Source organism: Xanthomonas sp. SHU 166 (assembly GCF_000364685.1).
GTDB classification, from domain to species: domain Bacteria; phylum Pseudomonadota; class Gammaproteobacteria; order Xanthomonadales; family Xanthomonadaceae; genus Xanthomonas_A; species Xanthomonas_A sontii.
Window position 1 is genome coordinate 1 of sequence record NZ_AQOJ01000524.1, and the last position, 17,626, is coordinate 17,626.

General features: G+C 65.5%; 17 protein-coding genes. 6 read left to right on the plus strand and 11 right to left on the minus strand.

The genetic code is table 11. The annotated features are described in order from the left end of the window. Both glpD and D180_RS13305 read right to left on the minus strand, forming a co-directional pair. Nucleotides 1–1,221 (minus strand): glycerol-3-phosphate dehydrogenase (glpD, locus tag D180_RS13300; protein ID WP_017913174.1); only part of this gene is annotated, 1,221 nt, incomplete at its 3' end. 290 nt (nt 1,222–1,511) lie between these two features. Then, entirely contained in the window at nt 1,512–2,372 is an 861-nt protein-coding gene (locus D180_RS13305) for a DeoR family transcriptional regulator (protein ID WP_051064828.1), read from the minus strand. Between the two features lie 141 nt (nt 2,373–2,513). Here D180_RS13305 and D180_RS13310 point away from each other — a divergent pair, with 141 nt between their 5' ends. Together D180_RS13310 and D180_RS13315 are read left to right on the plus strand one after the other, a co-directional pair. Beyond that, nucleotides 2,514–2,987 (plus strand): DUF1456 family protein, encoded by a 474-nt coding sequence (locus D180_RS13310; protein ID WP_017913175.1) that lies wholly within the window; start codon nt 2,514–2,516, stop codon nt 2,985–2,987. A gap of 155 nt (nt 2,988–3,142) precedes the next feature. Next, entirely contained in the window at nt 3,143–3,961 is an 819-nt protein-coding gene (locus D180_RS13315; RefSeq protein WP_017913176.1) for an HDOD domain-containing protein, read from the plus strand. 88 nt (nt 3,962–4,049) lie between these two features. On the opposite strand, the gene D180_RS13320 is transcribed toward D180_RS13315, so the two are convergent. Then, entirely contained in the window at nt 4,050–5,192 is a 1,143-nt protein-coding gene (locus D180_RS13320) for an exodeoxyribonuclease III (RefSeq protein WP_017913177.1), read from the minus strand. A 74-nt stretch (nt 5,193–5,266) separates the two neighbouring features. Between D180_RS13320 and D180_RS13325 the strand changes: the two genes are divergently transcribed. The 3 genes from D180_RS13325 to D180_RS13335 all read left to right on the plus strand — a co-directional run bounded on the left by D180_RS13325 (nt 5,267) and on the right by D180_RS13335 (nt 7,411). Then, the gene (locus tag D180_RS13325) at nt 5,267–5,473 is read left to right on the plus strand and encodes a hypothetical protein (RefSeq protein ID WP_017913178.1); all 207 of its coding nucleotides are present in this window, start codon (nt 5,267–5,269) and stop codon (nt 5,471–5,473) included. A 164-nt stretch (nt 5,474–5,637) separates the two neighbouring features. Continuing rightward, nucleotides 5,638–6,066: a hypothetical protein gene (locus D180_RS13330; RefSeq protein WP_017913179.1), complete on the plus strand. Its 429-nt coding sequence runs from the start codon at nt 5,638–5,640 to the stop codon at nt 6,064–6,066. A gap of 559 nt (nt 6,067–6,625) precedes the next feature. Beyond that, on the plus strand, nt 6,626–7,411 hold the full coding sequence (locus D180_RS13335; protein ID WP_017913180.1) for a lysophospholipid acyltransferase family protein: 786 nt from the start codon (nt 6,626–6,628) through the stop codon (nt 7,409–7,411). 51 nt (nt 7,412–7,462) lie between these two features. Here D180_RS13335 and D180_RS13340 read toward each other — a convergent pair whose 3' ends face one another. The 3 genes from D180_RS13340 to D180_RS13350 form a co-directional block, all read right to left on the minus strand. Continuing rightward, complete coding sequence (locus D180_RS13340; protein WP_017913181.1) at nt 7,463–8,299, minus strand: DUF6348 family protein; 837 nt, start codon at nt 8,297–8,299, stop codon at nt 7,463–7,465. 245 nt (nt 8,300–8,544) lie between these two features. Continuing rightward, nucleotides 8,545–9,279 carry a hypothetical protein gene (locus tag D180_RS13345; protein ID WP_198526556.1) on the minus strand — a complete coding sequence of 245 codons (735 nt, stop codon included), beginning with the start codon at nt 9,277–9,279 and terminating at the stop codon, nt 8,545–8,547. A gap of 100 nt (nt 9,280–9,379) precedes the next feature. Next, nucleotides 9,380–10,276, minus strand: coding sequence for a LysR family transcriptional regulator (locus tag D180_RS13350; protein ID WP_343122584.1), 897 nt, complete (start codon nt 10,274–10,276; stop codon nt 9,380–9,382). Nucleotides 10,277–10,455: 179 nt separating this feature from the next. Between D180_RS13350 and D180_RS13355 the strand changes: the two genes are divergently transcribed. Continuing rightward, complete coding sequence (locus tag D180_RS13355) at nt 10,456–11,160, plus strand: SDR family NAD(P)-dependent oxidoreductase (RefSeq protein WP_017913184.1); 705 nt, start codon at nt 10,456–10,458, stop codon at nt 11,158–11,160. 82 nt (nt 11,161–11,242) lie between these two features. On the opposite strand, the gene D180_RS13360 is transcribed toward D180_RS13355, so the two are convergent. The 5 genes from D180_RS13360 to D180_RS23060 all read right to left on the minus strand — a co-directional run bounded on the left by D180_RS13360 (nt 11,243) and on the right by D180_RS23060 (nt 17,609). Then, nucleotides 11,243–12,481 (minus strand): EAL domain-containing protein, encoded by a 1,239-nt coding sequence (locus D180_RS13360; protein WP_017913185.1) that lies wholly within the window; start codon nt 12,479–12,481, stop codon nt 11,243–11,245. 369 nt (nt 12,482–12,850) lie between these two features. Next, the gene (locus D180_RS13365) at nt 12,851–13,513 is read right to left on the minus strand and encodes a CPBP family intramembrane glutamic endopeptidase (protein ID WP_043090975.1); all 663 of its coding nucleotides are present in this window, start codon (nt 13,511–13,513) and stop codon (nt 12,851–12,853) included. A gap of 179 nt (nt 13,514–13,692) precedes the next feature. After that, complete coding sequence (locus tag D180_RS13370; protein ID WP_017913187.1) at nt 13,693–14,307, minus strand: pyridoxamine 5'-phosphate oxidase family protein; 615 nt, start codon at nt 14,305–14,307, stop codon at nt 13,693–13,695. 135 nt (nt 14,308–14,442) lie between these two features. Continuing rightward, entirely contained in the window at nt 14,443–16,749 is a 2,307-nt protein-coding gene (locus tag D180_RS23055; protein WP_081616485.1) for a DGQHR domain-containing protein, read from the minus strand. A 50-nt stretch (nt 16,750–16,799) separates the two neighbouring features. After that, complete coding sequence (locus tag D180_RS23060) at nt 16,800–17,609, minus strand: Dam family site-specific DNA-(adenine-N6)-methyltransferase (protein ID WP_081616484.1); 810 nt, start codon at nt 17,607–17,609, stop codon at nt 16,800–16,802. Nucleotides 17,610–17,626: the final 17 nt, after the last annotated feature.

Below are 17,626 nucleotides of genomic sequence, written 5' to 3' on the forward strand. Positions count from 1 at the left end.
CGCGCGCAACTCGCGCGCCAGCGTGGCGATGTCGTTGCGCTCGCCGCCCGGCAGCGGCGCACCGTGCGCGGTCCAGGCCGGCGCCTTGCGCCCGGCATGCGCGGTCAGCCGGTCCACCGCCTCCTCGGCCAGCTTGCGGTAGGTGGTGAGCTTGCCGCCGAACACATTGAGCAGGGCCGCACCATCGCGCGTGTCCAGTTCCAGCAGATAGTCGCGGGTGACCTCGGCGGCGTTGTCCTCCTCGTCGTCGAGCAGCGGGCGCACGCCGCTGTAGCTCCACACCACGTCGTCCGGGGCGATCTGCTTGCGGAAGTAGCGGTTGGCCGCCTCGCACAGATAGCGCGTCTCCTCGCCGTCGATGCGCGGTGCGGCCGGGTCGGCGTGGTAGTCGACGTCGGTGGTGCCGATCAGGGTGTAGTCCTGCTCGTACGGAATGGCGAAGACGATGCGCCGGTCCGGCTGCTGGAAGATGTAGGCATGGTCGTGTTCGAACAGCCGCGGCACCACGATGTGGCTGCCCTTGACCAGGCGCAGCGCGTGGTCGTGGCCGACGTGCGCCACCTCGTCCAGGAACTGCACCGCCCACGGTCCGGCGGCGTTGACCAGCGACCGCGCGCGCAGTTCCTCGCGACGGCCGTCTGCATGCTGCAACTGCACCTGCCACAGGCCATCGACCCGGCGCGCGCCGACGCAGCGGGTGCGGGTGAGGATGCGCGCGCCGCGCTGGGCGGCGTCCATCGCATTGAGCACCACCAGCCGCGCGTCCTGCACCCAGGCATCGGAATAGACGAAACCGGTGCGGAACTCCTCGCGCAGCGGCGCACCCACCGGGTGCGTGCGCAGCGCCAGGCGTCGCGAGCCCGGCAGGGTGCGACGGCCGCGGCCCAGGTGGTCGTACAGGAACAGGCCGGTGCGGATCATCCACGCCGGGCGCAGGTGCGGCTGGTGCGGCAGCAGGAAACGCAGCGGCCAGATGATGTGCGGGGCCAGCCGCAGCAGCACCTCGCGCTCGGCCAGGGCCTTGCCGACCAGGGCGAACTCGTACTGCTCCAGGTAGCGCAGGCCACCGTGGATCAGCTTGGTGCTGGCGCTGGAGGTATGCGCGGCCAGGTCGTCGCGCTCGCACAGGCACACCGACAGGCCGCGGCCCACCGCGTCGCGGGCGATGCCCACGCCGTTGATGCCGCCACCGACCACCAGCACATCGTAGGTCTCACGCATAGCCGACTCCGGAAGTGTCGTGTCCGGCTCGGCAACAGTGGCCGAGCACAGAACTGAGGACGAAAAGATCGTAAACGAACATTTCCGAACATATCACGTTGCACTGCAGCGTGGCGTCGACGGCATCCTGCAAACCGGCCGTAACCGGCAAGCGGCTTAGCTCAGAGACAGCCGGGCGGGCGCGCGGGGCCGCTGCGGCGCGATGACCTCGCCACATCACGCAACATTAACGAAACAATCCGAACACACACCCCTGTGTGCCATCCCGGCGGCGGCAGGGCCGGCCTCGTTCAGTCCGCGGCAGCGTCCAGCGCCGGCGCGCCCTGGTCGGCCGCATCGCCCTCGGCGACGAACACGCGGGTGCCGGCCGCCTCCAGCACCGCGGCCAGCTCGGCCGGCGGCGCGCGGTCGGTGAACCAGGCGTGCACCCGCCCGATCGGTCCCAGCCGGACCATGGCGTTGCGACCAAGCTTGCTGTGGTCGGCTGCCAGGAACACCTGCCGCGAGTGCTCGATGATCGCCTGCGCCACCCGCACCTCGTGGAAGTCGAAATCCAGCAGGGTGCCGTCCGGATCGATGCCGGAGATGCCGATCACGCCGAAGTCCACCTTGAACTGGCGGATCAGCTCGATGGTGGCCTCGCCGGTGACGCCCTGGTCGCGGCCGCGCACGCGCCCGCCGGCCACCATCACCTCGAAGCTGGGGTTGGCGCTCATCATCACCGCGACGTTGAGGTTATTGGTGATTACGCGCAGGCCGCTGTGGCCCATCAGCGCGCGCGCCACGTCCTCGTTGGTGGTGCCGATGTTGATGAACAGCGAGGCGTCGTCGGGAATGTGCTGCGCCAGCAGCGTGGCGATGCGCCGCTTCTCCTGCGCCTGCAGCGACTTGCGCGCCGTGTAGGCCAGGTTTTCCACGCTGGACGGCAGGCTCACCCCGCCGTGGTAGCGGCGCAGCACGCCGGCTTCGCACAGCAGGGTCAGGTCGCGGCGGATGGTCTGCGGCGTCACCTCGAAGCGCGCCGCCAGCCCTTCCACCTCGGCATAGCCCTGCTGGCGCACCAGCGCCACCAGTTGCTCCTGGCGCGGATTGAGCGCGGACACCGCGCTCGGCTTGGGAATCGAATGGTCCATGCGCCGATGATGGCGCATGCGCCCGCGGATGCAACCGCGCCGCGTGCACACCCTCGGTGAACCGCAGCCATGGTCCGGGCCTGCGCGGTCTACGCGCCGATGCGGGCCAGCGCCTAGACTAGCGCCCCTCGCCGGGCCTCCCGCACTCCCACACCCGCCATGCTCAACAACGACATCCTGCGCTCCATCCGCTACATGCTCGACTTGAGCGACCAGAAGATCGTCGATCTGGCGCACCTCGCCGATCCCGCGTTCCCGATCGACAAGGCGCAGATCCCGGCGTGGCTGAAGAAGGAGGACGAAGACGGCTTCGTCGAATGCAGCGACGCGGTGCTGGCGCATGTGCTGGACGGGCTGGTGTTCCACTACCGCGGCCGCGACGAAAGCCTGCCGCCGCGCCCGGTGGAGGCGCGCATCACCAACAACGTGGTGCTGAAGAAGCTGCGCGTGGCGTTCCAGCTCAAGGACGTGGACATGCACCAGATCTTCGACGCCGCCGGTTTCCCGGTGTCCAAGCCGGAACTGTCGGCGCTGTTCCGGCAGCCGGAGCACAAGAATTTCCGCCTGTGCGGCGACCAGTTGCTGCGCAACTTCCTCAAGGGCCTGACCCTGCGCGTGCGCGGCGCCGGCTGAGCCGCGTCCTTGGCTGCACCAGAGCGCGGCCGTCGCCGCGGGACCGGTCTTCCACACGCCGGCCATCGCGAATCGGTAGGATGCGCGCATTCCGCCACCGTGGCGGCGCGGCCGGCTTCCGGTCCTGCCGCCTCCCGTTTCGTTCCGAGGGTCCCATGAAGCTAGAGGCGCTGTTCGACCAGTTGCACACCCTGCCGACCATTCCCCAGGTGGCGCAGGACCTGATCCTGCAGTTCGATGCGCCGGGCACCAGCCTGGACGCGGTGGCGCGCAACATCGAGCGGGACCCGGTGATCGCGGCCAAGGTGCTGCGGCTGGCCAATTCGGCGCGCTTCCGCGGCGCGCGCGACTCCACCACGGTGGAAGACGCGGCGCTGCGCCTGGGCTTCAACACCTTGCGCACCCTGGTGCTGGCCTCCTCGGTGACCGGCGCGTTCCATGCCCCGGCGCATTTCGACCTGCGCGCGTTCTGGCTGCACAGCTTCGAAGTGGCCGGGGTGTGCCGGCTGCTGGCGCGGCAGAAGGGCCTGGACGCGGAGACCGCCTTCACCTGCGGCATGATGCACAACATCGGCGAACTGCTGATCCAGACCGGCGCGCCCGACTACGCCGCGCAACTGCACCCGGACGCCTCGTCCAGCGGCCGCGCCGCCGACGAGACCGTGCAACTGGGCTTCGGCTACCCGGAAGTGGGTGCCGAGCTGGCGCGGCGCTGGCACCTGCCGCAGGTGATCCAGAGCGCCATCGCCTTCCAGGCGCGGCCGCTGCAGGCCCCGGAAGGCGAGCCGATGCCGAAGGTCGTCGCCCAGGCGGCGCTGGTCGCCGACGCGCTGGAGCGCCACGGCGGCGCCAACGACCAGGCGCGGCAGGCGGTGACCGGCCCGCTGCTGGACGACGTGGACCTGGACGCGCTGTTCGCCGCGCTGCCGGACGTGATCGAGGCCGATCGTGCGTTTACCGAGATGTTGAAGTAAGAGAAGACGTGCCGCCGCGTCGGTCACATCGCGCGGCGGCATAGCGGGAAACTGCGTCTTTCCGATTCTGCCGCACCCTCATCCGGCGCTACGCGCCACCTTCTCCCGGTGGGAGAAGGGGTGGTTTGCGGAGTTTGCCACCGCGCGAGGGCGTCGGCGGCACCGTAGTGGCAGCGCGCGGCTTGCGCGCTTTCGGCGTCTTGGCGGTTGCCGTTTTTGTTGCGCCTTTCTTTTTTGTTGCCGGCGCTGGCGTCGTCGACTTCGCCTTGGTCGTGGCCGTCGTCTTACCCTTGCCCTTGGTCCGCGCTGCCGCCTTCTCCGCCCGCGACGGCGCGCCAGATGCGGAGGTGCGCGTGGTCTTCGTCGCCTTGGCGCCCTTCGTGTTTCCTTCAGCGCCCGCGTCACCGCGCTTCGGCTTCGCCGGCGACGCAGCTGCACCTCGGGCCGGCGCCGCGCCCAGCACGACCCAGGTCGGCGCATGGTCGCTGGCATGCGGCAGGTCGCGCACCCAGCGGTCCACGCCGGCGTCGCGCAGGCGCGCAGCCAGCGGCGGATTCAGCAGCAGGTGGTCGATGCGCAGCCCGGCATCGCGCTGCCAGTGCTGGCGGAAATAATCCCAGAACGTGTACACGCGGCGCTCGCCGTGCACCTGGCGCAGGCTGTCGGTCCAGCCCTGCGCCAGCAGTTCTGCATAGGCCTGGCGGCTTTCCCGTTGCAGCAGCGCATCGCGCCGCCATGAGGCCGGGTTGTAGATGTCCGCATCGGTGGGCACCACGTTGAAGTCGCCGATCAAGGCGACCGGATGCGGCAGCGCCACCAGGTGTTGCGCATGCCGCTGCAGCCGCGCGAACCAGTCCAGTTTGTAGTCGAACTTCGGACCCGGGCGCGGATTGCCGTTGGGCAGGTACAGGCAGCCGACCAGCACGCCGTGCGCCATCGCCTCGATGTAGCGGCTCTGGGTGTCGCGCGGATCGCCGGGCAAGCCGCGCCGGCTCTCGACCGGATCGCAGCCCCTGGCCAGCAGCGCCACGCCGTTCCAGCTCGACTGCCCCATCCACACCGCGCCGTAGCCGGCGGCATGCAGCTCGGCCAGCGGAAAGCGGGCGTCCACGCTCTTGAGCTCCTGCAGCCCGACGATGTCCGGCGCCTCGCGCTGCAACCATTGCAGCAGCTGCGGCAAGCGACTGCGGATGCCGTTGACGTTGTAGGTGGCGATCTTGAGCGACTTCATCCGGCGCGCCTGCAGAACCTGCCATCACCTTCGCCCCGCTACCCTCGTCGCATCGTGAAAACGGGAGCCGCCGCATGACCCCGCTCGACAAACCCTTGCGCCGCGCACTGGAGATCGACAGCGTGCACTACACCCTGACCGTGGACCCGGATGGCCTGAAGCTCACCGAGAAGGGCCGGCGCAAGGGCCTGGACTTACGCTGGAGCGCGCTGGTCAGCGGCGACGCGGCATTGGCGACCGCGCTGCAGGCCTCATTGGCCGATCGCCCGGGCAAACGCTGAGCGCGAGCGCGGCCGGCGACACGCCCGGGCCACGCGGGCAGGCATGGCCACCGATGGTGCTATCGTCGCGCCATCGGCAACCAGCAGGGAGCGGTCGGATGCACAGGCACAACGGTGGTGCAGTCGGGACCAGTCAACGACGCGCTCGGCGCACCGGATGGGTCATGGGCCCGCTGCTGCTCGCCCTGCTGCCCCTGGCGACGCACGCGGCGCCGGAGGTGCCGGACAGCCTGCGCGTTTCCAGTACCAACACCTACGCCGCGGGCACGCCCGAATGGCGGCAGGTGCGCGATTGGCTGGCGCAGCAAAAAACGCGCGGAGACGTGATGAGCATGGGAAATCCTGACCGGCTCGGCCCTATCGTCCTGACCTACACGAGGACGCTGCACGGCGTACAGACCCGGGCGCCCGAACCGCTACCGTTACCCGACCAGGGCACGCCAGGCGACAGCATCGCCATCGCCAGTTGCATCGGCGGCGTGAGGCAGTCGTGGATCTACGGCGTCGAGGCGCGACCCGCAGATGCGTGGACCCTTACATCGTTTGCCACCTCGCAGACTGCGGATTGCAAGCAGGCCGATGGCACGCACTGACTCCGCAACCTGCAGTACCTCTGCAGGTGCGGCTTCCACTGGTGCCAGTCGTTCTTTTTTGCCGCAACTCGTCAAGGCCCACAGGCGCTGATACCGCGACGTGTGCGATCGGCGACGCCTCATCACGGCTGAAGCCGCTCCTCCGGTGCGCCTCGCAGGGGTGATCGGCGCATCCGGCGACGAAGTCGACACCGATGGGCATCGCCTTGGCCAACCGCCCCTCCTATCTCGTCACACACCGCAAGAGCCTTACGAACGGCTCCAGCCGCGACGAACGAAGCACACCAGCCATCCGTCCCTGAAAGCAGTCGGGACTGAAGTCCCTCCCACAGTGCCCCCAGACAGCACATCGCCGGTTCCTGTGGGAGCGGCTTCAGCCGCGACGCGCGGAGCAGACAGCACGCCGGACCGCCAGCAGGTCACCCGTGGGTGCTGAAGTACACACGCCTCGGCTACCATCGCCGAGGGCGCGCCGCCGCGCGTGCCGACCGTGCCCTCACCTGCGACCCCGATGCCTTCCGCTTCGCCTCGACATGCTGCAGACGCCCCGACTGGCCGCGTGCGCGCCATCGTCCGACTCGCCGTCTGCATCGCGGCCAGCCTGCTGCTGATCCCCCCGCAGTGGCTGCTGATGCGCTTCACCCGCGGCCGCGGCGCGTTCGTGCTGCCGCGGCTGTGGTTCGGCTGCCTGCGGCGCGCCCTGGGCCTCCGCATCGAGGTGGTGGGCACGCCGCGCGACGCGGGCGGGACGCTGTTCGTCGGCAACCACATCTCCCACTTCGACATCGTGGTGCTGGGCAGCCTGCTGCGCGCGCGCTTCATCGCCAAGAACGATATGGAACGCTGGCCGGGCATGCGCCACATCGGCGCGCTGGCGCAGACCGTGTTCATCAGCCGGCGCCGCCAGGATGCGGCCGCGGTGGCCGCCGCCGTGGCGGCGCAACTGCGCCCGGATCACGACGTGGTGCTGTTCGCCGAGGGCACCACCTCCTCCGGCGAGCGCGTCGCGCCGTTCAAGTCCAGCCTGTTCTCGCTGTTCCTCAGCGCCGACCCGGGCGCGCGGCAGTGGACGCTGCAGCCGTTCACGCTGGAGGTGCGCAGCGTCGACGGGCACCCCATCGCGCAAGGCGGCGATCGCGATGCCTACGCTTTCTACGGCGAGATGCAGGCCGGTGCGCACGTCGCGCACTTCCTTCGCCTGTCCGGCGCGGTGGTCAGGGTGACCTTCCACGCACCGCTCGCGGTGGCGCCGGGCAGCGACCGCAAGACGCTGGCCGCGCAGTTGCACGGCATCGTGGCGTCGGCGCTGCCCAGCGCGCCGGCGGATGCCGCTGCGGCGGCCTAAACCGCCGCTGCTCAACACTGCGCACGCGCTCGGGCAGCGCCCGATGATGCGTCAGTGCGCGGTGTCCGGCGCCACCGGCTCCGGCAGGCGCACCACCGCGTACTGCTTGCGGAATTCCATGGCGCCCAGTGCCGGCCAGGTCTCGGCGTAACGGCGCAGGCAGGCCACGCCGTCGGGAAAGTCCTCGCCGTTGACCCGGCAATCGGCCGCGACCTCGCCGTCGGCGTCGCGCGAGGCGAACAGGCGGATGCCGAGCATGCGCTGATCCCGCTGCAGCAACGGCATCAAGGCGTCCAGGCTGTTGGTGAACAGGCAGCACGGGCAGAACGCGTGTTCGGTGTCCTCGCCCGCCGCGGCCCGCGCGGCGTCGCCATTCATGTGCGCCACCGGCCCCAGCACCACCGTGCGCCGCAGCGCCGACTCGGCCGTGGCCGAGGCCGGGAACTCCATCTGCAGCGTCATGCAGCGCGCGTCGGCCGGCGCGGCCACCGCCTCCGACAGCGCCACCAGATCGGTGCGCGCCCACGTCGTGAAGCCCGAGGCCAGGCTCGCGTCGGTGTCCTCGCCGATGGAATGCTGGAACTCGACGATCCCGTCGGGGAACAGGGTGCGGTGATGCACGCGAATGCAGCTGGCCGTGCGCACGCCCTTGCGCAGCTCGGCCAGATCCACCAATTCGGTGAGCAGTTGCAGGCCGTTGCCGAGCACGACCACCTCGTCGTGCAGGGTCGCCGCATGCCCCTCGCGCTGCAGCACCTGCAGCAACAGCTGCTGCAGTGCATGGCGCGGCTGCGCCTCGGGCGCGGGCTCCGGCCCCGCAGCCTCGTGGGCGGTATCGGCCCCGCGTGGCGAGGTGCGGGACAACAGGCGTCGCAGTCGATCGATCATCCTTGCTCCAGGGCGTCCAACGCGCCATTGGTCGCCGGAAGTATGCGCAGTCGCCCGCGGCCACGGCAACCGGCGACGCCACGCCGCCCCGGCGACCAGCGGGCCATGGGACGGCGCCAGGGGCCTGGGCGTCTCTCGCGTCGCACGCCAACCGCAGCACATCCACGGCCACCGCGCCGCGTCTCGCAGCGGTGGACGGCCCCCGGTGCAGCGGCCATCGGCGCCCCGCACCGACACAGCGTCTGTCAGCGCCTGGCCGCCTCGCACAGCTTTCGGTTGAACCAGGTGGACTTGGCGATCGGCAGGTAGGCATCCCAGTCGCTGGGCGGCAGCATGGTGCTCTGCTTTTCCAGTTCGGCCTGGAACGAGGCCTCGTCGCGGCTGCGGCCGGCCAGGGTGCCGTCCAGCGCCGCCAGGCACTCCTGCGGCCGGCCCAGGCGCAGCAACGTGATGGCGCGGTCGTTGGCGAAGCGGTCGCGATCGAGCCAGTTGAGGAAGCCGCCACACTCGCCTGCGAACGCCTGCATGCCGGCCAGCGCCTTGTCATAGCGCTTGCCGCGGTAGTCCTGCAGATAGGCCTCGCGCCGCCGGCTGCTGGCCGCGGCGGTGCAGCCGGCCGGCAACTGCAGGTAGTCGCCCTCGAAGCTGGCGCGCATGCCGCAATAGTCGCGGCAGCTTTCCTCGGTCAGCGCGGCCACGTTGAACCCGCCCGGCACCGGCTTGAACGCCAGCTTGCACGGCACGTCGCCGGCATCGCTCACCTCCGCCTTGTCGCCCTGCAGCGTGCCCGACAGCGAGCAGGTGTGGCCGTTGGCGCCGACCGACAACAGGTCGAACTGGCGCGCGCCGCCCTTCTCGGTGACGCGCATGCTGCCCCATCCTTCCTTGGTGCTGTATTCGCCGGGTGCGGGGCCAGCCGCCGCTGCGGCGAACGCCACCAACCCCACCAGCATCGCGCTCCATCCGTATCGCCGTGCCATCGCCTGTTCCTGCCTTCGATCAGAGCCGGCAAGTGTGCGGCATCGCCGCGGCGGCGGACCAGTGCCGATGTCGCATCCCGACAGCAACGGCCTGTGCGACTCAGCGCAGCGGCACGCGCGAGCGGAACTCGGACAGAAACAGGCCGCGGAGCCACCGATGCGCCGCATCGTGCTCCAGGCGCGGATGCCACAGCATCGACACCGTGATCGGCTCGGTGACCACGGGGAGCGCAAACGCATGCGCAGGCTCGCGCAGCATGTCGGGCTGCGCCGCCATTAACGAGGCCGGCACCAATGCGATCAAGTCCGAGCCGCGCGCCACCGCCAGCGCCGCGGAAAAACTGGGCACCACCGTCGCGACATGGCGGACCAGGCCCAGCTGCTGCAGCGCCGCGTCCACCGGCCCGTGCGCCCGCCCGCGCCGCGAGGCCACGACGTGGCCGAATGCCACATAGCGCTGCGCGCTCACCTCCTTGTCGCGCGCCAGCGGATGGCCGCTACGCACCGCGCCCACGAAGCGATCGCGAAACAGACCCTGCACGCGCACTTCCGGCCCCATCGCGCCCAGCACCCCGATTTCCAGATCGGCCAGGCCCTCGCGTAGCGGCCCCGCGCTCTTCTGCGCCTTGGCCACGAACTGCAGGCGCACCTGCGGCGCCGACGCCGCCACCGCGGCGACCAGGATGGCCGCGAACGCCTCCACGAAGGCGTCGTTGGCGCGCACGATGAAGGTGCGCTGCAACGTCGCCGGATCCAGATCGGCCGGCGCCGGGCGCAGCACGGCGCGGGCGGCCTCCACCGCGTCGCGGGCGCGCTCGCGCAGTTCGACCGCGTGCGGTGTTGCCACCATCGTGCCGCCCGCCCGCACCAGCAGCGCATCGCCGGTCGCTTCGCGCAGCCGGGTCAATGTCCGGCTCATTGCCGACGCGCTCAGCCCCAGCCGCCGCGCGGCGCCGGCGACGCTGGCTTCCGCCAGCAAGGCGTCGAGGGCGATCAACAGATTCAGATCCGGTTCCGGCATACGCGCTTCCCGACAGTGACGATGGACACAGGCGTCCGACGCAAGGCGTCAATGCATCCGGCGCGCGTTCCGCAGAGCGGCATGCGTGCCTAGAGTGCGCAGACCGCCGGTAAGCCTCGCGTGCCGAGGCCGCGCCGGCCACGCGGAGACCCACCATGATCGACACCCCTGCACCCAAGACCGTCCTGCTGATCGGCGCCTCGCGCGGCCTGGGCCTGGCGATGGCCGAAGGCTACCTGAGACGCGGCTGGCGCGTCATCGCCACCGAACGCGCCGGCACGCCCAGTGCGCTGTACGGCCTCGCCGCCGAATACCCGCAAACGCTGCGCATCGAATGCGTCGACATCACCGTCCCTGCGCAGCTGGCCGCGCTGCGTGCGCGCCTGGCCGGCGAGGTCCTGGACCTGCTGTTCGTCAACGCCGGCGTCAAGAACGACGACCGCGAGACCGTCGCCGATGTCGCCACCGACGAATTCGTCCGGGTCATGGTCACCAACGCGCTGAGCCCGATGCGCGCCATCGAGACCCTGCGCGACCTGGTGCGCGACACCGGCAGCATCGGCGCGATGTCGTCCGGGCAAGGCAGCATCGCCAACAACACGAATGGCCAGTACGAGATCTACCGCAGCAGCAAGGCGGCACTGAACATGCTGATGCGAAGCTTCGCCGCGCGCCACCGCGACAGCGCGCACACCTTGCTGCTGATGGCACCCGGCTGGGTGCGCACCGACATGGGCGGGCCGCAGGCGCGCCTGTCCATCGACGACAGCATCCCGCCCCTGCTCGACACCATCGATGCCGCCCGCGGCCGCGGCGGCCTGCACTACCTGGATTACCTGGGCCGCGTGGTGCCGTGGTAGAGGACGCCGCGTGATCGGCCGCAGGCCCGCATCGGCCAAGCCGTCCATCGATCGCGCCGCGCCTGCAACGATGCCCCGCGGCTCAGCCGGCGTCGGACAGCGCCAGGGCCAGCGCCGCATCCTCCGACAGCGGCCGTGACAGGAAATACCCCTGTACCAGGTCGACCTGCAGCTCGCGCAGCGCGTCCAGTTCCTGCGCCGTCTCCACACCTTCAGCCACCACCCGCGTGCCGATCTCGTGGGCGAAGTTGGTCAGCCCCTTGGCCAGCGCGCGGCGGCTGCGGTCGGAATGGATGCACTGGGTGATGCTCATGTCGAGCTTGATGACGTCCGGCTGCAACTGCAGGATGTGGCGCATGCTGGCGTAGCCGGCGCCGGCATCGTCCACCGCCACCTGCGCGCCGCGCTCGCGCAGCGGCGCCAGCGCCTGCGCCAGCGCCTGGTAGTTGCGCACGATGGCGTGCTCGGTGATCTCCAGGATCAGGCGCGTCACCTCGGTGTCGTCGCCGAGCAGCCCCGCCAGGGACGCGGACATGATCAGTTCCGGCGACATGTTCACGCTGAGCCGGTACTGCGGCGGGAAGCGCCGCAGATACGCCAGCGCCTTGGCCAGCACGTGTAGCTCCAGGCGGATGCCGACGCCGGCCAGCTCGGCCTGCTGGAACCACTGCGCAGGCCCACGCTGCGGCACGACGTCGAAACGCGACAGGCACTCGAATCCATGCAGGCGCAGCCCCTGCAGCGCGAACACCGGCTGGAACACGATGCGCGGCGCGCCCGCCGCCAGCGCGCCGTCGATCTCGTCGATCATCGCCTGCCGTTCCAGCTTGTGCGCCTCCACCTCGTGCAGGCGCAGCGCGAAGATCTCGGCGAACGCACGCAGCATGCCGATGTCGCGCTCGCCCAGGTCGTGCCGCGGCAGGAAGCTGAAGCAGCACAACGTGCCGTAGATCCGCCCGCCCACCTGGATCGGCACGCTCATGTGCGAGCCGATCGGAATCTGCCACGTCGCCGGGATGCACTGCGCCGCCGGCACCAACGAGGTATCCGGAATGAGTTGCGGCAACTCGCCCTGCACCACGCGCATGCAGTAGCCATCGGCGAACGGCAGGATCTGGCCTTCATGGATCGGCCCATCGGGCGGCCCGTCCACGTGATCCAGCACGCGGTCGGTTTCCCGGAAGCGCGACAGGAACGCCACGTCCATGCACAGGTGCAGGCGCACCACGCGCAGGCAGCGGCGCAGTTCGCGGTCGCTGATCTCGCCCGACAGCAGCTCGAACAACGGATGAGGTTCTGGCAGATCCTCGGTCGACGCCATCCCGCTTCTCCCCTGAAAGCGTTGCGACCCGCGCGGCGCGCGCCGTGACCGACGTGATCGAGCAGCGGGAACCCCGGACCTTCCCCCGTTTGTCCAGCGGGCGACACGTCCTTGTCGTTCGACTGTAAGCCGTGGCGTACAGCGGCGAAAGCGCCGACGTGTTCAGGAATGTAGCTGTCTACGCCAGCGACCGCTTCGGTGAGTCCGCCGCCGCGAATCCAGCCAACGGGCGGGCGACCACCGGCGCTGGAGTGATCAGGCATGGTGGCCGACGCCGTGTCGTCGATGGAATGGGCGGCCGGGCTCGCGCATGCCGACACTGCGATCAGCCCGGTGCACGCCCCCCTGCCGGCGCGCGCGCCCAGCGCATCAGACGTAGACCATCAATCCCAGCAAATCCAGCGCGGCATGCGCCACGATCGCCGGCCACAGCCGCCCGGTGCGCGCCACCCACCAGCCCAGGATCAGCCCTATCACCACGATGGCGATGGTGCCGACCGGCCCCTGATAGAGGTGATACGACGCTCGGATTGCCACGCTCACGTTCACCGCGAACGCCGGGCTGTGCCGCCGCTCCAGCGCGCGGATCACGTAGGCGCAGACGAACACTTCCTCGAAGATCGGATTGAGCAGCGAGACCAGCACCACCACGCGCGCCGACAGCGGCCCGGCCACCATCGCGTCCATCGACGGATTCACCTCCGCCGCCACGCTGTCGTTCAACAGATTCAACGGATAGGTCGCCACCAGACAGGCGGCCAACAGCGCCAGGCCCACGCCGATGTCGCGCGCCTGCCACTGCAGCCCCAGCGCCTGCCGCGTCCAGCCGCGGAACCACAGGGTCGGCAACAACAACGCCAGCACCAGCAGCTCGTAGAACACCATGCCCCACAGGTTCGCGTCGGAAAACGACGGCTCCACCACCGGCGCCAGCACCGCCAGCGCACTCCAGTAGATCGGCAACCCGAATGCCACCGCCACCACCAGCAGCAACTCGCCCCAACCGCCTGAGGGTTCCCCACGTTCCCGCATCCACACTCCCCTGTCGTTCGCTGCGCGCCGGAACGGCGTCGCCGCCGCTTTCCACCAGGGGCGCACCGTAGCAGGGTGGCATGACCAGGGACATCGGTGGCGGCGTCACGCGACGGCGTGCAGTTCAACCCGGCGCGACGTGATGCACGCGGCGCGGCGCGTAGACCAATCCAGTCAAGCTAGTACAGCGCGTCCCGGGTGCGCTGCGGCAATTCCCGATCGTAGGCCTCGCCGTCGAACGCGCCGTCGGCCAGATGCGCGTGCATGGTGCCGGGGCTGGGCAAGCGATCGCGCGGCAGGTGCCGCGCCGGATCCCACAGCTGCGAGCGCACGATCGCCTTGGCACAATGGAAATACGCCGCGTCGATATGCACCACGATCACGCTGCGCGGCAAGCGCTCGCCGACCGCGAACCGCGCCAGCAGGTCCGGATCGACGCGGATCTCAGCACGACCGTTCACGCGCAAGGTTTCGCCGATGCCGGGGATCAGGAACAACAGCGACAGCCGCGGATCCTGCAGCAGGTTACGCAGGGTATCGACGCGGTTGTTGCCCGGCCGATCCGGCAACGCCAGCGTGCGCGCATCCAGCACCTGCACGAATCGCGGCGCATCGCCGCGCGGCGAGCAGTCCAGTCCCTCGGCACCGGCAGAGGCCAGCACCACGAACGGCGACGCGTGCACAAACGCCTGGTAGTCGGCGTTCAGATGGTCGATTTGCTTTCGCACCGCGCGCTCCACCGGCTGGCCGTACAGGGCTTCGAGGGCGTCGAGGCTGGTGATGCTAAAGCCCATATTGGCAGCTTAATCCATGACCGGTACGCGACATGACAGTTGTGAGCCTATTGGGGAGCGCAATTTTAAAAAGATTTTCATTCAATTCCATTCACACAGAACCCACAAATAACTGCCCCAATTCAACCACTCTTACTAAGCTTCATTCTCGTCCACAGCAAGATCGTCCGCATCCGAATCAGACGGCAAGCTCTTGCGCCTTTTTAGCAGCTCCTTCTCAAGCGATTCCAACTCACTGAGTTGCTCAACCGCGAGAGTGACTCCAGATGAGGAGTGAGATACGATCCGCCTCATTTCATTTAGGTCAGCAAGCCACTTAGTTTGGCGATCTTTGCTTTCCGATTTCCGACCAATACCCATTAGACCTTGAAATATGCCCCAATGCCCCTGGACTATAGTTCGGTATTCGATCAATTCAAAGTAAGCCTCCTTTGATTGACGTTTATTATCATCACGCTCAACTCGAGAGACCACATCTGTTCTAATTTGCTTGGGAATACCTTGAGTCCACCAACCCGATTCGTCGGCACCAAACTCCTGCTTAAGCTCATCGATAACAATCCGTTGTATAAGCACTTCCAGCCTATCAATTATCTCCTTTCCTTTTAGATTTGTTTGCGCCTTTTCCCTATTAAGAAAATCCTCTAACCCTATCGGGGAGAAATCACCGATCTCCATCCTAATTGCCTGCTGAGCACGCCGCGTACGCACCGTCTGCCCCTGCGAGCCGCGCAAATCTCTGTATCGTTGGCGCTCATCCGTAGACATTCGTCCAAAGTGGTTTGCCAAAGCTGCCGCATAAGGCTGCAAAAGTAGCCACAAGCGATTTTGGTCTATGCGAGATAAAGGCTGCACCTCCTTTTGTCGGAGATGCTCAAAAACAGACCAAAGCACGTTTATGCACGCCACAATGCTGTCATTCATGGCGAGTCCGCCGCCTGGCGCAGACCCTAAAGTCCACCAATCGCTAGCAGATTTGGAAATAGTTCCGAACCAATTCTTAATAAAGAAAATTGTTCGAGCCAGAGTTTTTTCGCTTACGCCAGCCCAAAATGGTCCAGGCTCGACCACTTCATTATGATCTTCCCGTTCGATGAAGAAAGAATGTCTCTCAAGAGCTCTAAACATACTCGCAAGAGATATGCAGCGTGTTGCATCTTTCGCGGCATCTGCAGTCTGGATTCTACCTAGAAAGGGAGAGTCACGCTCTACGTCAAGGGATTGAACCGCTTTTGATATTATAGCTTGGACACGAACAGAAGGAGCTTCGGCATCCCAATGGAGCTCCGCAAATAGCTCTTGGAGTAGTGATGGCTTAACGCTTTTTTGTTTTGCATTGATATCTACAAATAATTTCGCCTGGGCGCTGGGACTAATCCCTTCAAAAGCTAACACGCTGAGGTGCCCAGTTCTTGCGTATTCGTGCCCGGAGTAAGCAAAAAGGCGATGCTGCCCATCAATGATCCAGGCCGATTTATACGCCGGGCGAATCGTTAGCCAGCCTAGCACACCACTTGCATCAGTAGATTCCCTAGTAGTGTCTTGATGAACCTTCTCGAATTTTAGATATTTCTTATCTATATTAATAACAATATTGGTGGGAAAGACACCCCTATCAGAAATATATTCCTTTATTTTCTTGAGCCGACCCTTCTTAAGCATTCTCTGATAGGTATGAACGTCGGACGCCTTACCCTTAGAGCGGTGAGAAACATAAGCAATTTTTAGCAAATACTCGGGGGAAATAGGGAAAGTCAGGCATGTTTGTGGCCCCATTCTTGTGCGTACCGCGGGCACTCGAATCGCCAAGCCAGGTATTGTCTTACCTGGGAGAAGGTCCGCATAGAGTTGATACTTGGAAGCAGAACCAAGATGGTCTGCCAACTTCTCGTAGTAATCCAAGTCCGATTCGTCAAAGATGCTGACTCCACGCTGCTCAGCTTGTGAACGATCCTCGCCAGAGACATCAACATTCTCAACAAATATGCAAAGAACATTATTTCTTTTAACTTCTGAAGGGAATGCCTTTGAGATTGACCTGGCTAGAGATTCTCGCATCTCAACGAGAGAATCCATCTTTTCTTTCAGCAACGGAGAATGACCAAATTTTTCATTGGAGATGCATGAAACAGCCAACGTAAGCTCGGTGTCTACAGCTATTACGTCACAAGATGGCTCTTGGTCATCAGTGGTGATCGAGTCATTTGTCAGACTCAGGGCCCCAAGTCTATACAAGAGCGACCAGACCCTATCCCTCAAAAGCTCATGCCCGGCCTTGCTTCTCTTAAGCCGGATAGACGTTTTACCATGACGAGAGATTTCCCATCCATCTTCTAGTGAGGATTCAAGGCGGCTTGGTGGAATGCTTTTATTTACAAAGCTCCGCGCTTTTGCTCTAGCCAATGCTCTTAAGCCGTCTACTGGCACTAGTTGACTGATCATCCCTGCTCCCCATTATGTTCTCTAGTCACATCAAAACTATCTAATTGAATTTACCAGTTTTTTATCAACAACTCAGTAACAACCCCTCTGTTACCACCTTTGCCAGCAAGGACTGAGTTTCTTGATATAGACTCTTGATGAAACACGCCATCATAAAGTCCACGGATAGATTCATGGTCCGCATTCGTCATTAGAATACGAGCGCCTCTAGAGTCAGCACGCACCAGGGCGTCTCGGAGGCGAACCTGATCATCCCATGAAAACAAACGCTCATTATATTTTATGAAACCGTTTAAATTGTGCTGGACAGTGTACGGCGGGTCAACGAACAGAAAGTCATCTTCCAACGCTTGATCTATAGCAACCTCAAAATCGCAATGATTTATTCTTGCTTTTTGAAGAAGATCCGAAAGGGCCTTGAAATTATCTGTATCCAGAATGACCGAATCCTTCGTGCCTATAGGAACATTAAAGTGCCCCTTGCGGTTAACTCGGTACAATCCATTCCAACAAGTTCGATTTAAATAAATGAGACGAGCAGCTTCGTCGGTCGCAGACAATGGTTTACCATTATCTCTCACATTATAATAATGCGCCGTAGAATGCTTCGTGGAATGCTCTCTAAGGGCGGAAGATACCGCCATCCAGTCATCCCTAACTGAGCGGTATGCATTTACTAGATCTGGATTTATATCAGAAAGAATTGCTCGAGCTGGCTGAACGTGAAAATACACGGCGCCTGAGCCAAGAAATGGCTCTATATACCGCTCCTCCCACATTCGAAACAACTCCGGTCGATCAGCAACGAGCCATCTTTTACCGCCGGCCCACTTCAGAAAAGGAGTTGTCGCAACGTCCATGTCTATTCGCCTTTTTT

Bases quoted from the DNA above. Each gene is read 5' to 3' on its own strand.
- D180_RS13305 (WP_051064828.1), bottom strand. From the start codon at position 2,372: ATGCGCCATCATCGGCGCATGGACCATTCGATTCCCAAGCCGAGCGCG.
- D180_RS13310 (WP_017913175.1), top strand. From the start codon at position 2,514: ATGCTCAACAACGACATCCTGCGCTCCATCCGCTACATGCTCGACTTG.
- D180_RS13315 (WP_017913176.1), top strand. From the start codon at position 3,143: ATGAAGCTAGAGGCGCTGTTCGACCAGTTGCACACCCTGCCGACCATT.
- D180_RS13320 (WP_017913177.1), bottom strand. From the start codon at position 5,192: ATGAAGTCGCTCAAGATCGCCACCTACAACGTCAACGGCATCCGCAGT.
- D180_RS13325 (WP_017913178.1), top strand. From the start codon at position 5,267: ATGACCCCGCTCGACAAACCCTTGCGCCGCGCACTGGAGATCGACAGC.
- D180_RS13330 (WP_017913179.1), top strand. From the start codon at position 5,638: ATGGGCCCGCTGCTGCTCGCCCTGCTGCCCCTGGCGACGCACGCGGCG.
- D180_RS13340 (WP_017913181.1), bottom strand. From the start codon at position 8,299: ATGATCGATCGACTGCGACGCCTGTTGTCCCGCACCTCGCCACGCGGG.
- D180_RS13345 (WP_198526556.1), bottom strand. From the start codon at position 9,279: ATGGCACGGCGATACGGATGGAGCGCGATGCTGGTGGGGTTGGTGGCG.
- D180_RS13355 (WP_017913184.1), top strand. From the start codon at position 10,456: ATGATCGACACCCCTGCACCCAAGACCGTCCTGCTGATCGGCGCCTCG.
- D180_RS13360 (WP_017913185.1), bottom strand. From the start codon at position 12,481: ATGGCGTCGACCGAGGATCTGCCAGAACCTCATCCGTTGTTCGAGCTG.
- D180_RS13365 (WP_043090975.1), bottom strand. From the start codon at position 13,513: ATGCGGGAACGTGGGGAACCCTCAGGCGGTTGGGGCGAGTTGCTGCTG.
- D180_RS13370 (WP_017913187.1), bottom strand. From the start codon at position 14,307: ATGGGCTTTAGCATCACCAGCCTCGACGCCCTCGAAGCCCTGTACGGC.
- D180_RS23055 (WP_081616485.1), bottom strand. From the start codon at position 16,749: ATGATCAGTCAACTAGTGCCAGTAGACGGCTTAAGAGCATTGGCTAGA.
- D180_RS23060 (WP_081616484.1), bottom strand. From the start codon at position 17,609: ATGGACGTTGCGACAACTCCTTTTCTGAAGTGGGCCGGCGGTAAAAGA.